This is a genomic window from Exiguobacterium sp. s127 (assembly GCF_018618695.1).
Lineage (GTDB): Bacteria > Bacillota > Bacilli > Exiguobacteriales > Exiguobacteriaceae > Exiguobacterium_A > Exiguobacterium_A oxidotolerans.
Genome location: NZ_JACSMO010000001.1, coordinates 475,658 through 490,717 on the forward strand (window position 1 = coordinate 475,658; position 15,060 = coordinate 490,717).

Below are 15,060 nucleotides of genomic sequence, written 5' to 3' on the forward strand. Positions count from 1 at the left end.
AAACGCGAATGAACATCTTTGAAAACGTCTACGTCTATACGACGGCGCTCTATTCAGTTGCGGGTCTCTTAATTATCATGGGTCTTGCACTGTTTGAGTTGACAACACGGTATCGGAACTGGGAACATATCAAGAGTGGAAACATCGCTGTTGCTCTAGCGACAGGCGGAAAAATCATCGGACTCGCAAACATCGTTCATTTCGCTGTCCAAAGTGAAGAACGTGTCGGGGCAATTTTTTTAGAGAGTGCTTTTGGATTTTTATTGTTAATCTCGACCTATTGGATTTTTGAGTTCTTGACACCTAATCTCCCAGTAGACCGAGAAATCGAAAAAGGAAACATCGCAGTCGGTATCATTGCGTGTGCTCTCTCGATTGGGATGTCATTCGTCATCGGTTCTGCGTTAGTGGGGTGAGCTTGTGTTAGAACGGTTAGCAAAAATTATGTTTGGTGTCTCGATTGCTTTTTTAGTCGTCGGATTGTTATGGATCTTTATGAATTAAAAGAACTGGCTTTGCTAAGTGATCATTCCGTACTGAACTTCATTCAGTGCGGAATTTTTATGGAGTGAGGACTACTTTTCATATGAAGGAGGAACATTGAATGAATGTCAGAAAAACAACAACAAATGAAACGAGACGACGTGCATTCGAAGCCATGCAAGCCATCTCGTGGAAGGATATTTTTTGGATTATCGTTGGTTCCGCCATTTTATCATTTGGCGTCAATTACTTTACGATACCGAATGATTTATCTGAAGGTGGATTAATTGGGATTACGGTCATCTTCTATTACCTGTATGGCTGGGATCCGGGACTTGTTTCGCTCCTTGCGAACGCTATTCTCTTCATCATCGGCTACCGTTTCTTAAGTCGGAAAACGATGATTTACTCGGTCATCTCGGTTGCGGTGACATCCTTCGTCCTCTCGACGACGGCATCATTCACGACTTCGTCAGATAATCGTCTGATCGGGACGGTTTACGCAGGGATTTTGATCGGGGTCGGAATCGGTCTTGTTATCCGCGCAGGGGGGACGACAGGTGGTGGTGTCATCATCGCCCGTCTGATGAATAAATATTTGAACCTCGGGATTGCAGTCTCGATGTTTATCATCGATGTCATCGTTGTCGGAGCGTCCGGGTTCTTATTCGGTGAAGAAACGATGCTGTATACATTGATTGCAATCATCATCGGCTCTTATTTGATTGATCTCGTCAGCGAAGGCCTGAATGTTCGAGAAGCGGTCACAATCATTAGTCACCGTCAAGAAGAGATTGCGACTGTGCTGACGGAAACACTCGGAAGAAGTGCGACTGTCATCCATAGTCATGGTCATTTTACGAAACAAAAAAATGACATGCTCTATATGATTGTCGATAAACGCCAACTCGCGCCACTAAAACAAATTGTCGAAGCAGCAGACCCACGAGCTTTCGTCGTCATTCATAAAGTACGTGAAGTCATCGGAGAAGGATTTACGTATCCTTCACGATAAGATGAAGCGAGGTCAGACTAAAATTAAATGTTATGTTCAAGCCTATTGTTCATATGTTGTGAACGGTAGGCTTTTTTTGATGAAGTCCTTAATCATAAGAAAACCCGTCTTCATGAAAAGAGGAATTTTTTAACTTTTTTTAGCCAATAGTAGCCGTAAAGGGGAAATAACACGTATAATAAAAATGAATAGTAATTCAGTCACAGGGAGGGATTTGAATGGATTCAGTATGGTTAAAGGATTATCCAGAGCAAGTACCCGCATCAATCGACTATCGTGAGATTCCGTTGTACCAAGCTTTAGATGAAGCGGCAGATGATTTTCCAGAGCGACGGGCACTGAGTTTTCTTGGGAAACGAATGACTTTCAAGGAAGTACGACAAGAAGCAAGAAGTCTAGCACACGTTTTACAAGAAGCTGGGCTCGAAAAAGGGGACCGTGTCGGTTTAATGTTGCCGAACTGCCCGCAGTATATGCTGAGTTATTATGCCGTATTATACGCCGGTGGAACAGTCGTCCAAGTAAACCCGCTCTATACGGACCGTGAGCTCGAGCAAATTCTAGTCGATTCTTCTGCGAAAATGCTCATCACCCTCGATCTTCTCTACCCGAAGGCGACACGAGTCAAGTCATCGACGCCCTTGACGACGGTCGTGACGACGAGCATCGCAGACTATCTGTCATTTCCAAAAAACAAACTATATCCAATCAAATCACGCAAGGACAACAACATCATCGTCGATACGACGGGATCCATTCCTTTTTTGGCACACCGAGAGCACCCTCCGATTGAACCGGTCGAGATTGATCCAAAAGAAGATATTGCTGTTTTACAATATACCGGTGGCACGACAGGAGCACCGAAAGGCGTCATGTTGACGCATTTCAATTTAAGCGCGAACGTCGAACAAATTGGGCACTGGTTCTATAAATATTCACGCGGTGATGGGCGTAAATTATTAGCGGTCGTTCCTTATTTCCACGTGTATGGCATGACCTGCAACTTAAACTTTGGGATTTTTAATGCGTATGAGCAAATCATCTTACCAAAGTTTGATATTGAACAAGTGCTGAAAACGATTGATAAAGAAAAACCGAACTTGTTCCCGGGTGCACCGACGATGTACGTCGGTTTATTAAATCATCCGAAACTGAAAAAATATGATCTTTCGTCCATCGAGGCTTGTATTTCCGGTTCGGCACCACTTCCGGTCGAAGTCCAGGAGAAATTTGAAAGTGTGACGGGTGGACGGATCGTCGAAGGATATGGTTTGTCAGAGACGAGCCCTGTCACACATACGAACTGCATTTGGGATAAACGCGTTCCAGGATCAGTTGGCATTCCGGTTCCAGACACAATCGCAAAAATCGTTCAAGCCGATGGTGAGACGCTAGCAGCACCAGGTGAGATTGGTGAGATTCTTGTCCGAGGTCCGCAAGTCATGAAGGGATATTGGAAACGTCCGGAAGATACGCAGGCAGTCTTGCGTGATGGGTGGTTGCACACGGGGGACTTAGGATATGTGGGGGAAGACCATTATTTCCGGATTGTCGACCGTAAAAAAGATTTAATCATCGCTTCAGGATTTAATATCTATCCACGTGAAGTCGAAGAAATTTTATATGAACATCCTGCAGTCAAAGAGGCTGTCGTGATTGGTGTACCTGATGCGTATAGAGGTGAGACAGTGAAGGCCTTTATCGTCCTTAAAGATGAAATGAGCGTGACGGAGGAAGAACTTGATCAGTTCTGTCGAAAAAACTTAGCATCGTTCAAAGTACCAAAACGCTACGAATTTAGACAAGAGTTGCCGAAAACATTTGTCGGGAAGATTCTCCGCCGTGTCCTAGTCGAAGAAGAACGGGCAAAACAGCTGGAAGAAAGCAGTTGACAGTAAAGAAAGACATGGTAGAATAAATATGAATGAACCATCATTCATTTTATTTGTTAGGAGATATCTTTTATGAAAAGAACAATGTCTAAGAGTGATCGCATCATTGATGCAGCAGTCAAAGTGATTGCAAAAAACGGTTATCATGGCGCGAAAGTAACAGCCATCGCGAAAGAAGCAGGTGTCGCAGACGGGACGATTTATCTTTACTTTAAAAACAAAGAACACCTGTTGATCTCTTTGTTCGAAGCGAAGATGGGGAGTTTCATCGAGTATTCAGAAGCTCAAATCGCGAATCATCAATCAGCGACGAAACAACTCGCTGCATTGATTGAGGCACATTTGGAGCAACTATCCGTCGATTATGATTTGGCCGTCGTCACACAAATCGAGTTACGGCAGTCAAATCAAGAGATGCGGCAAAAGATTGCGACCGTCCTCAAACCATATCTTCATTTAATTGACCGTGTCATTCACAATGGGATCGCATCAGGCGAGTTCTCAGCCGAACTGGATTATCGGTTGGCGAGACAAATGGTCTTCGGGACGATTGATGAAGTCGTCACGAGTTGGATGGCGAGTGGCTTTAAATATGATTTATTGGAAACGCAACATGGTATTCATCGAATGCTGATCAAAGGGCTGAGTTAAGCCCTTTTCAAGACAAGCTTTTTGTAAGCGGATACAACGGATGATGGTGAATAGAAGTTGACAAGGGGGAGCTAGTGATGGAAATCTATGTGTTATTAAAACGGACGTTTGATACGGAAGAAGCAATCCAGCTCGAAAACGGTAAGATTGAGGAAGACGGAGCAGAGTTCATCATCAATCCATATGATGAGTATGCGGTCGAGGAAGCGATTCGGGTGCGGGATGCACAAGGGGGAGTCGTAACCGTCTTAACAGTAGGACCGGAAGATGCGGATAAAGAATTACGAACAGCACTTGCAATGGGGGCTGACAAAGCGGTTCGTATTTCGATTGAGGACGATGTAGAAGAAGCGGATCATTTCTCGGTTTCTGAAGTCCTTGCAGGTTATCTGAAGGAACAAGACGTTGACTTAATCATCGCCGGGAACGTAGCGGTTGATGGGGGAAGCGGACAAGTCGCACCACGTGTCGCACAGTTGCTTGACATACCATATGTCACGACGATCACGAAGTTAGAAATCGACGGAACGGATGCTGTCGTCACACGTGACTCGGAAGGGGACACGGAAGTCATCAAAACGTCGTTACCGTTACTCGTCACGGCACAACAAGGGTTAAACGAACCGCGTTACCCTAGTCTTCCTGGCATCATGAAAGCGAAAAAGAAACCACTCGAAGAATTAGATCTCTCAGATCTTGAACTGGACGAAGATGAACTAGCACCACGTCTCGAGACAGTCGAACGCTTTTTACCACCGAACAAAGCCGCTGGTAAAGTGCTCGAAGGGGAGATCTCGACACAAGTCGAAGAACTCGCTACGCTATTACGAAACGAAGCAAAAGTAGTCTAAGGGGGAATGAACGATATGTCAAAAGCACTTGTACTTGCAGAATCACGTGATGGTAATTTACGAAATGTTTCGTTTGAAGCGATTGCGGCCGCGAAACTTGTAGCAGATGAAGTCGTCGTCGCCTTGATTGGGGAAAACGTAGCAAAAGATGCGGCACAACTCGCGACGCGTGGGGCGAACCAGGTTCTCGTCGTAGAGGACGCACGTCTTCTTCACTATACACCGGACGGTTATGGACAAGTCTTCATGCAACTGATTGACCGTATGTCACCGGACGTACTTGTCTTCGGTCACACGTCGCTCGGAAAAGATTTGTCACCCAAAATCGCAGCGAAGCTCGAAGCCGGTTTAATCAGTGACGTCACATCAATCGAGGGAAGCGGAGCGGATGCGTTGTTCATCCGACCGATTTACTCAGGGAAAGCCTTTGAAAAGGTAAAAGTCACAGAAGGTAAAACACTGTTTACGGTCCGACCAAATAACATCGAACCGTTAGCGGAAGGCAGTTCGGACGGATCGATTGAAGCAGTAACGGTCGAACTAAAAGATTTACGGACCATCGTTTCTGAAGTCATTCGTAAAGCAACGGGCGGGGTCGATTTATCAGAGGCAAAAATCATCGTTGCGGGTGGACGTGGTGTCAAGAGTGCCGATGGGTTTGCACCGTTACAGGAATTAGCGGATTTACTTGGCGGGGCAGTCGGTGCTTCTCGTGGCGCCTGTGACGCTGATTACTGTGACTATGCGTTACAGATTGGCCAGACGGGGAAAGTCGTTACACCGGATCTCTACATCGCCTGTGGCATTTCCGGAGCGATTCAACATTTGGCAGGCATGTCGAATGCGAAAGTCATCGTCGCCATCAACAAAGATCCGGAAGCGAATATCTTCTCGGTCGCAGATTATGGCATCGTCGGAGATTTGTTTGATGTTGTGCCATTATTGACAGCAGAATTCAAGAAAATGCTCGTTCATTAATTTAAAAAGTGGGGCGGAGGAATCATCCTCTGCTCCTCTTTTTCTGCACGGTGGGCGGCGTAAAAATCGTCGTGAGCAGTTTCTTTTATCGAACGACATCGCTGTGCTATACTCAAATCAGTAAACAGGTTGATTTCACTTTTGCTGTAGCAAACATGAAATGAATCTAAAATTTAGGGGGTAATATTTCATGGCAATCGTACACGCAACTAGCCAATCATTTAAAGAAGATACACAAAAAGGACTCGTCCTCGTTGACTTTTGGGCAACTTGGTGCGGACCTTGTCGTATGCTCGCTCCAGTTCTCGAAGAACTCGATGCGGACATGCAAGACGTAACAATCGTTAAAGTTGATGTCGACGCTAACCCAGAGATCGCTGGCGCGTTCCAAGTACAAAGTATCCCGACACTCGTTCTCTTCAAAGACGGTGAGCCGGTTAATAAAACAATGGGCTTCATGCCTAAAGATGCATTAAAAGAATTCGTTGAATCAAACTAATTCGTTGAATGTTTCATAAAGAAGAGAGTGTCTCCTGAAATACGGAGGCACTCTTTTTTCAGACTGTAAACAACGTGATATTGGAAGATCCAGCGTCTTTTTTCGTTGCTTTCCTCGGGCGAGGCGCAAGCCGTTGCTCCTTGGTCCTCACGGACAACGAGCAGGGTCTTGCCTGCCTCTGAACGTGCGTTGAAAACGCACGTTTTCCCGTAGGAGTCAACGAAATGTGACGCTTTTTAGGTCATACCGTGAAGGAAACTCATGCTTACAGACGCTTTAGATTGCAAGCTGTCGCGACCCTGCAGCTTTGCTGTAGCTTCTTCATAAGAGTTTGTCCATACGCCGCAAAGAGAGTGCCTCCTGAACTACGGAGGCACTCTTTTGGTCGTTCGTTTAAACGAGTGGGACGATCCCCGCCGAAAGATGTCGCTGACGATTGTCTAACGGCGCATTGTCAAGACATCGGTGAACAAAGCTCGACGAGGTGACCGTCCGGGTCAAGCACATAAGCGACGGTTTGTCCCCACGGTTTAACCGTTGGAGCGAGGATTGAAGGGAATCCTGCTACGATGATTCGTTCGTATACGTCCTTAACATCATCAGTAACGAATCCGATTTCGAGGGACTGCGGTCCGGTCTTGTCCAGGATGTCGTACGCAATCAGCGTTCGTACATCTTCTTTCGTATTAAAGGCGAGTGTCGTCGTGCCCGTGTCAAATTCGACATAACTTCCATGCTGCGCTTTGATTGGTAAACCTAATATTTGATGATAAAACATCAATGTCTGTTTGGGGTCATCAATGTAAAGGATCGTATAGCCGTAACGAATCATCGGAACCTCCTGACAAAAATTTAATCAACGAGTAACGAAGAAATATCGGAAGCGGGTGTCGGATAAGCGAAACGCGTTTGTTGCAAAGCGGAACTTGGGATTCGGTGTTGCATTGCGAATGAAAAATAGTTCGCAAGTTCAGCGGCGTGAACCCCGATGAAATGAGCGCCGAGAATTTGATCATCGTCACCAATCAGTACTTTAGCACGCGCGAAGGGATCTTTGATGCGGACATTCGTCTGCCAGGAAGAGGTATCGATCAAGTGACCGCGATAAGATATGTTGGCTTTTTTCAAAGCCGCTTCCGTTTGCCCGACTTGCGTGACGTTCGGTGCAGTAAAGACGACGCTCGGCACCGGTAATAACTCCAGTTTTCGAGAAGGTCCTTCAATCATGTTATGTGCCGCAAGACTACCTTCGGTTCCTGCAAACGGGGTTAAGGCAGGATTGCCACTGAGCGCGACATCACCTGCAGCAAAGATGTTTGAAGTAGACGACTGGAGGTATTCATTGACATGGATGCCTTTTTCTTCGTATTCGACACCTGCTTTTTCTAGGTCGAGCTGGTCGACGCTCGCGACGCGACCGGTAGCATTTAAGACGACATCGGTTTCGACCGTCGTATCATTTGATAGTTGAAGCGTCGTGCCATGATAGGAGACAGCTTCTGCACTATGCACGATTTTAATCCCGAGTGCTTGAGTCGCTTCGAGCAACACTTCGACAAGTTCCTGTTCAAACTGTTTTAAAGGACGGGACCGTAACACGATCGTGACTTCTGCCCCGGCGATGCGGGCGAGGTGAGCGAACTCGAATGAAATATATCCGCCGCCGATGCAGACAAGGCGCCGCGGGACATCTCGTAATTCTAAAAATTCATTGCTCGTCAAGAAGCGTTCGCTTCCTGGAATCGACAATTCGCGTGGTCGTAAGCCAGTGGCAATCAAAAAGTGTTTCGCTTCGAGTTCAGTGTCATCGACTACGATCCGTTCCTTCGAGAGGAATCGGGGCTCACCGTGGAAATAGTCGATTCCGATTTCGTCATAACGCGCACGTGTTTGTTCCGGGATGGCACGTGTATATTCATTTTTTCGTTCCATCAATTGACGCCAATCGATGGAGATGAGTCCTTTAAGACCATAACCGAGCAATCTCTCGACAGCATCTTTCGTTTCACTGCCAGTCAAAAGAATTTTTTTTGCATCACACCCACGTTGAGCGCATGTTCCACCTGGAGTGAAATTTTCGATTATCGCGACGCGAAGTCCTTTCTCGACGAATTTATAAGCTGCTTGATTCCCAGCAGAGCCTGTTCCAATTATAATGCAATCATATGTACGCATATTTTATCCTCCATGTGTCATAATCGTTGTAAGATGTTTACCCTATAAGGCAAAACTAAAAACGGTGGAAGGAGACATTTTTGTGAGCCATCAAGAACATATCAAGGCGAAACTATCCCTCTTACCTGACGAACCAGGTTGTTATTTGCATAAAAATGAATTTGGAGAAGTCATTTATGTCGGAAAAGCCAAAAATCTAAAGAATCGGGTCCGGTCCTATTTTACAGGAGCGCATGATTTGAAAACAGAACGACTTGTCGCGGATATCCGTGATTTTGAATATATCATCACAGGGAGCGAACTCGAAGCGTTACTCCTCGAGATGACGCTGATTAAAAAACATGATCCGAAATACAACATCATGTTAAAAGATGATAAGTCCTATCCGTACCTAAAAATTACGAATGAAACGTATCCGCGGCTGATTACGACCCGGAAGTTAAAAAAAGATGGAGGACATTATTTCGGACCTTATCCGAATGCGTATGCCGCTAACGAGACGAAGCGTCTGCTTGACCGCCTTTATCCGCTACGTAAGTGTCAGCCGATGCCGAAGAAGCTTTGTCTCTATTACCACATCGGACAATGTCTTGGACCGTGCGAAATTCAGGGTTTAGAGACGGAACAGAAAGAACTCGTCTCAGAAATCCGTCGTTTTTTATCGGGAGAAACAAAAGAGCTCGTCGCATCTTTACAGACGAAGATGGGCGAAGCGGCAGAAGCGATGGAATTTGAACGGGCAGGCGAACTACGTGATCAAATCCGCGCCATCGACTCCATCATGAACAAACAGAACATGATTACGGCAGATTTGACGTCCCGTGACGTTTTTGGAATTTACGTCGACAAAGGGTGGATGTGTGTCCAGGTCTTCTTCTTACGGGGAGGGAAAATGATTGAACGAGACGTGTCTCTGTTCCCGATTTACGGGACACCTGCGGAAGAATTAGAAAGTTTCATCGTTCAGTTCTACGAAAAGAATATCAAACCGAGCGAGATGTATGTTCCGCCACTCGTTAATCAACTGTTATTGAAAGAGGCAGTCGGAATTCGCGTTCATGTACCGGTCCGTGGATCGAAGCGGAAGTTACTCGATCTAGCGACGAAGAATGCCGAAAACGCAATTGGAGAACGGTTTGAATTGATTGCGCGTGATGAAAAGAAAACGGTCCAGGCAGTCCAGGAACTGGCTGACGCGATTGATGTTCATCCGTTATCGCGAATTGAAATCATCGATAATGCCAATATCCAAGGGGCGGACGCCGTTTCGGCGCTCGTTGTGTTCGAAGACGGAAAACCGCTTAAAAAAGAGTATCGTAAATTTAAGATTAAGACGGTCAAGGGACCGGATGATTATGAATCGATGCGCGAAATCGTCCGTCGTCGTTATCGTCGCTTATTGCTAGAAGGGGCACGTCTTCCCGATTTAGTGTTGATTGATGGGGGTCTCGGACAATTGAATGCAGCGCTGGAAGTCATTCAAGACGAGCTCGGTTTGGATTTACCCGTCGGTTCGCTCAAAAAAGATGATAAACACCGGACGAGCCAACTATTATTCGGTGAAGGTGGGCAACTGATTGAACTCCATCCGCGCTCGAGTGCCTTTTATCTTCTCCAGCGCATGCAAGATGAAGTTCACCGTTTTGCAATCACCTTCCACCGATCATTACGTTCGAAAGGGATGACCCGCTCGGTACTCGATGACATACCGGGTGTCGGCCCAAAACGCCGTCAGCAGTTGATTCGCCATTTCGGTTCGATGCGCAGCTTAAAGAAAGCGAATATCGAACAGTTGACGGAAGCCGGTCTACCTGTAAAATTGGCTGAATCGGTCGCGGAATATTTGAGTCAAGAAAATGAAGAATGAAAGTAGGGGACTTCCGATTGACGGAGGTCCCCTAGTGGTGTGCATTAGAATCTGAAGATGCGTTGCTCTACGTTAACGAAATTAGTTGTTGATATATTTTTCGTAAAACGCTCCGAAGTCTTTTTGGTTCCAACGGTGGTAATGTCCTTCTAACCAATCAAACGATTCTTGTGATAATGCTTTAAAGGCTTGTGGAACATCCATTTCAGCTTGCCGGATGCCACCGAGAATCGTCACGGAATGATTGAGCGAGTTATTGGCGAACTCGAGCATCTTTTGTCCTTCATATTGCTTTTCAGCAATCGCAAGAAGTGCTTTATAAAGGTCTTTGACATGTTCGAGCTGTTTTTTATCGACGTCGATCGAGTAATGCTTTCCGCCGATTTCGAATTTGATCTCGACATCCAAGTCGACCGTTCCTGCTGTTTCGAACATGACATGACGAATCGGATAATGGGCGTACGGATAGCGATAGAGGACACGCTTTGAACTGACGGCGCTTTCCCCGTCGAGGTGAATCAATGCTAAATTCGTAAAGCAGTACTCATCACTTTTGGATTTGATTAAAAAATAAATTTTTTCGCCGTCCTCATGGAGCACGTAATCGTCGGCGGCGGCTTTATCAAAATCGTCCGGATGAATGACTTGACCGATATCGCTGAATCCTGTTAAGTCTGCTGCTAATTTCTTGAACATCGTAATTCCTCCTCGAATATATGATCGACTACTTTATACGATTACGTGACGAAAAAAGTTTCATGCTAACACGAATCGTCTTAGAGAAACACGTATCAGTTCGAACGATCAAGAGGATCTTTCGGATCGAATTGGATGGTAATATGTACGCACTCTTTCCCCATCTCAGCATATCCTTCAGCGACAAATCCGTTCAACTTGGCAACCTGTTCGGCTAAAAAGCCTGCCTCAAGTTGAAAATAGCCGGTCGGTCGCTCGGCTTTAGTTGATTCCGGTGGTAAAAGTTCAAAAGAAAAAGTCGTCCCCTTTTTTTTCGTAAGGGAGAGGGTACCCCAACGGGCCTCTACGAAGAAAGGAATTAATTCGTCCTCGTTCAACACGGGGAATTGCCGGGCAAGTCGCTTACCTGCCCAGTAGATGACTTGACGATAATCGTTACCGAGTAGATCGCTTAACACGTAATCGCGGATCAGTTCGATGCCGAATGTTGGCGCAGTGTTTGGTGTTGATTCCATGATGATTCACTCCTATCTCTGAAACTATTATAGCGAGCTAATTCTCGATGGTCATTGTTTTCCTGAAAAAATTTGCAGTTAAATGCAACGGCTCGGGTTGTCTTATAAAAAGGACAGGAGTAGAATAAGTGATGAAAAGACGAATTTCCTTATGAAAGCGCTTTTCTACCAAAATGCGCCAACGTTTGATTGGCAAACAAAAGGGGGGATTTGGATGGCGAATCATCGTGATTTCGTGAGTCGTAAAATACACTCACTGCTCGGCGTCATTCCAATCGGGTTATTTTTACTTTCTCATCTTACGACGAACTATTTCATCGTTCGAGGGGAGGAAGACTTCAATAAGGCTGCGGAATTCGTGGGGAACGTTCCGTATCGACTGTTTCTAGAAGTGTTTGTCATCTTCATACCCATCATTTTACATGGTGTCTACGGTGTTTACATCGCATTCACAGGTTCCGCGAACACAGGACGTTATACATACTTCCGGAACTGGATGTATGTCTTACAACGCTTCACAGGTGTCTTCCTCGTCGTGTTCATTACATGGCATGTCTGGGAAACGCGGATTGCGGCAGCAATGGGGACGGAAGTTAATGCAAGCATGATGCAAAACATCGTCGATAACGGATTCATGCTCACGTTTTATATCGTCGGGATTCTAGCGACGACATTCCACCTTGCGAACGGACTTTGGACGTTCTGCATCACATGGGGAATCACACAGTCACCAGCGTCTCAACGCGCGATGTCTTATGTGGCGGCCCTCGTATTCATCGGTTTATCGTTTGTAGGCGTACGCTCGATTTTAACGTTTGCAGGCGTGTTGTAAGGAAAGGGGAACTGACAACATGGCGAACAAAAATCTTGTCATCATCGGTGGAGGGCTTGCCGGGTTGATGGCTACGATAAAAGCAGCAGAACAAGGAGTACCAGTAAAGTTATTCTCACTCGTACCCGTTAAACGATCACACTCCGTATGTGCCCAAGGCGGCATCAACGGTGCGGTCAATACAAAAGGGGAGGGTGACTCACCCTACCAGCATTTAGATGATACGGTGTATGGTGGCGACTTCCTCGCGAACCAACCGCCTGTTCAAAAAATGACAGAAGCGGCTCCGAAAATCATTCATATGTTCGACCGGATGGGCGTCATGTTTAACCGGACACCGGAAGGTTTACTCGACTTCCGTCGTTTCGGAGGAACACTCCATCACCGGACGGCTTATGCGGGAGCGACGACAGGACAACAATTACTGTACGCACTTGACGAGCAAGTACGTAAGTTTGAAGCGCAAGGTTTGGTAGAAAAGTATGAAGGATGGGAATTCCTTCGCGCAATCATTGATGAAGAAGGGATTTGTCGTGGTGCGGTGTGTCAAAATCTACGGTCGATGGAGATCGAAGCATTTGCAGCGGACTCCGTTATCCTGGCGACGGGTGGCCCAGGTGTCATCTTCGGTAAATCAACGAACTCGGTCATCAATACAGGTCAGGCAGCTGCAGCGGTCTATCGCCAAGGTGCGATTTATGCGAACGGTGAGTTCATCCAAATCCACCCGACAGCGATTCCTGGGGACGATAAGCTCCGTCTGATGAGCGAATCGGCACGTGGTGAAGGCGGACGTGTCTGGACGTATAAAGACGGGAAACCGTGGTACTTCCTTGAAGAAAAATATCCGGCATACGGAAACCTCGTCCCGCGTGATATCGCGACACGTGAAATCTTTGATGTCTGTGTCAATCAAAAGCTCGGTGTCAACGGGGAGAACATGGTGTATCTCGATCTCTCACACAAAGACGCAAAAGAGCTTGATGTCAAACTCGGCGGTATCTTAGAAATTTATGAGAAGTTCGTTGGTGACGATCCACGGAAAGTACCGATGAAAATCTTCCCGGCCGTCCATTACTCGATGGGTGGATTATGGGTCGATTACGATCAAATGACGAACATCCCAGGATTGTTCGCGTCTGGTGAGTGTGATTACTCGATGCACGGTGGAAACCGTCTCGGTGCGAACTCACTTCTCTCTGCCGTTTATGGCGGAATGGTTGCGGGTCCAGCAGCGATTGCCTATATGAACGAACTTGAAACTTCTGTCCATGATATGCCGGAAGAGGTCGTTGAAGCGCATAAAATCGCTGAAATCGATCGATTCAATGATATCTTGGCGATGGAAGGGACAGAAAATGCGTATCAAATCCACCGTGAGCTCGGTGAAGTCATGACGGATAACGTAACCGTTGTCCGGTATAACGATAAGCTCGAACAGACGTTGACGAAGATTAAGGAATTACGGGAACGTTTCACGCGGATCTCGGCGACGGATACGGCACGTTGGAGTAACCAAGGCGCATCCTTCATCCGTCAGCTCGATCACATGCTTGATTTAGCGGAAGCGATCACACTCGGTGCCCTTCAACGTGACGAGAGTCGTGGTGCCCACTACAAGCCAGACTTCCCAGAGCGTGATGATGAGCGGTTCTTAAAAACGACGATGGCACGTTATACAAACGGTCATCCTGAAATCTATTACGAAGAAGTCGATACATCACTGATTCCACCACGCAAACGCGACTACAGCAAGAAGTCGAAGAAAGAGGTGAAAGCATAATGGCGACACCACTCGAACAAGAAACAAAACAAAAACCGGTTCAGTTCATCGTGCAACGTCAGGATGGACCAGACGGAAAAGCCTATGATGAAGCTTTCGAAGTCCCGTATCGTCCGAACATGAACGTCATTTCAGCATTGATGGAGATTCGCCGGAATCCTGTCAATGCGGCAGGCGAAAAAACGACACCGATCAACTGGGACATGGGTTGTCTTGAAGAAGTATGCGGGGCGTGTTCGATGGTCATCAACGGGACACCACGTCAATCATGTACAGCGCTCGTCGATAAGCTCGAACAACCGATTCGTTTGCAACCGATGCAGACGTTCCCGATTGTGCGCGACTTACAAGTTGACCGTCAACGGATGTTTGACGCACTCAAAAAAGTAAAAGCATGGGTTCCGATCGATGGGACGTATGACCTTGGTCCAGGACCACGGATGCCAGAGAACAAACGGCAATGGGCGTATGAACTTTCAAAATGTATGACGTGTGGCGTTTGTCTTGAAGCATGTCCGAACGTCAATGACCGTTCGAACTTCATCGGACCGGCGTCGATCTCACAAGTTCGTCTCTTCAACTCACACCCGACAGGTGCCTATCATAAAGAAGAGCGCCTGGAAGCATTGATGGAAGATGGCGGCATCATGCAATGCGGTAATGCACAAAACTGTGTTGAGGTCTGCCCGAAAGGGATTCCGCTTACGACATCGATTGCGGCAATGAACCGTCAGACGACATTACACTCGTTCAAAAAATTCTTCGGTAGCGACGAAGGTCGTACAGGAGAAGCGGTTAGCAATTAATTCATAAAAAAGAAGGG

Annotated in this window: 15 protein-coding genes; 11 read left to right on the forward strand and 4 right to left on the reverse strand. The window is 46.5% G+C overall.

Annotated features, from left to right (window positions below):
* The first annotated feature begins 8 nt into the window (after positions 1–8).
* From KNP98_RS02285 to trxA, 7 genes are all read left to right on the forward strand, one after another.
* The gene (locus tag KNP98_RS02285) at positions 9–416 is read left to right on the forward strand and encodes a DUF350 domain-containing protein (protein WP_029331108.1); all 408 of its coding nucleotides are present in this window, start codon (positions 9–11) and stop codon (positions 414–416) included.
* A gap of 188 nt (positions 417–604) precedes the next feature.
* Positions 605–1,498: a YitT family protein gene (locus KNP98_RS02290; protein WP_034800851.1), complete on the forward strand. Its 894-nt coding sequence runs from the start codon at positions 605–607 to the stop codon at positions 1,496–1,498.
* 218 nt (positions 1,499–1,716) lie between these two features.
* Entirely contained in the window at positions 1,717–3,390 is a 1,674-nt protein-coding gene (locus tag KNP98_RS02295) for an AMP-binding protein (RefSeq protein ID WP_088837576.1), read from the forward strand.
* A 72-nt stretch (positions 3,391–3,462) separates the two neighbouring features.
* Complete coding sequence (locus KNP98_RS02300; RefSeq protein ID WP_051667299.1) at positions 3,463–4,041, forward strand: fatty acid metabolism transcriptional regulator FadR; 579 nt, start codon at positions 3,463–3,465, stop codon at positions 4,039–4,041.
* A 77-nt stretch (positions 4,042–4,118) separates the two neighbouring features.
* Complete coding sequence (locus KNP98_RS02305) at positions 4,119–4,892, forward strand: electron transfer flavoprotein subunit beta/FixA family protein (RefSeq protein ID WP_214802103.1); 774 nt, start codon at positions 4,119–4,121, stop codon at positions 4,890–4,892.
* 15 nt (positions 4,893–4,907) lie between these two features.
* Positions 4,908–5,870 (forward strand): electron transfer flavoprotein subunit alpha/FixB family protein, encoded by a 963-nt coding sequence (locus tag KNP98_RS02310; protein WP_088837574.1) that lies wholly within the window; start codon positions 4,908–4,910, stop codon positions 5,868–5,870.
* Positions 5,871–6,060: 190 nt separating this feature from the next.
* The gene (trxA, locus tag KNP98_RS02315) at positions 6,061–6,369 is read left to right on the forward strand and encodes a thioredoxin (protein WP_029331102.1); all 309 of its coding nucleotides are present in this window, start codon (positions 6,061–6,063) and stop codon (positions 6,367–6,369) included.
* A gap of 454 nt (positions 6,370–6,823) precedes the next feature.
* Here trxA and KNP98_RS02320 read toward each other — a convergent pair whose 3' ends face one another.
* The gene (locus tag KNP98_RS02320) at positions 6,824–7,201 is read right to left on the reverse strand and encodes a VOC family protein (protein WP_214810626.1); all 378 of its coding nucleotides are present in this window, start codon (positions 7,199–7,201) and stop codon (positions 6,824–6,826) included.
* A gap of 20 nt (positions 7,202–7,221) precedes the next feature.
* Positions 7,222–8,544, reverse strand: a complete 1,323-nt coding sequence (locus KNP98_RS02325; RefSeq protein WP_214766532.1) for a dihydrolipoyl dehydrogenase family protein — start codon at positions 8,542–8,544, stop codon at positions 7,222–7,224.
* 82 nt (positions 8,545–8,626) lie between these two features.
* Between KNP98_RS02325 and uvrC the strand changes: the two genes are divergently transcribed.
* The gene (uvrC, locus tag KNP98_RS02330) at positions 8,627–10,411 is read left to right on the forward strand and encodes an excinuclease ABC subunit UvrC (RefSeq protein WP_088837571.1); all 1,785 of its coding nucleotides are present in this window, start codon (positions 8,627–8,629) and stop codon (positions 10,409–10,411) included.
* Between the two features lie 81 nt (positions 10,412–10,492).
* Here uvrC and KNP98_RS02335 read toward each other — a convergent pair whose 3' ends face one another.
* Together KNP98_RS02335 and KNP98_RS02340 are read right to left on the reverse strand one after the other, a co-directional pair.
* Complete coding sequence (locus KNP98_RS02335; protein ID WP_088837570.1) at positions 10,493–11,107, reverse strand: PH domain-containing protein; 615 nt, start codon at positions 11,105–11,107, stop codon at positions 10,493–10,495.
* Between the two features lie 95 nt (positions 11,108–11,202).
* Positions 11,203–11,622, reverse strand: coding sequence for a YslB family protein (locus tag KNP98_RS02340; RefSeq protein WP_214810627.1), 420 nt, complete (start codon positions 11,620–11,622; stop codon positions 11,203–11,205).
* Positions 11,623–11,836: 214 nt separating this feature from the next.
* Here KNP98_RS02340 and KNP98_RS02345 point away from each other — a divergent pair, with 214 nt between their 5' ends.
* Genes KNP98_RS02345 through sdhB form a run of 3 tightly spaced genes read left to right on the forward strand, consistent with a single transcriptional unit; the run spans position 11,837 to position 15,043 of the window.
* Positions 11,837–12,454 (forward strand): succinate dehydrogenase cytochrome b558 subunit, encoded by a 618-nt coding sequence (locus KNP98_RS02345; RefSeq protein ID WP_029331096.1) that lies wholly within the window; start codon positions 11,837–11,839, stop codon positions 12,452–12,454.
* Positions 12,455–12,473: 19 nt separating this feature from the next.
* Positions 12,474–14,237, forward strand: coding sequence for a succinate dehydrogenase flavoprotein subunit (sdhA, locus tag KNP98_RS02350; RefSeq protein ID WP_088837568.1), 1,764 nt, complete (start codon positions 12,474–12,476; stop codon positions 14,235–14,237).
* On the forward strand, positions 14,237–15,043 hold the full coding sequence (gene sdhB / locus KNP98_RS02355) for a succinate dehydrogenase iron-sulfur subunit (RefSeq protein ID WP_088837567.1): 807 nt from the start codon (positions 14,237–14,239) through the stop codon (positions 15,041–15,043). The genes sdhA and sdhB overlap by 1 nt, the downstream gene beginning before the upstream one ends.
* Positions 15,044–15,060: the final 17 nt, after the last annotated feature.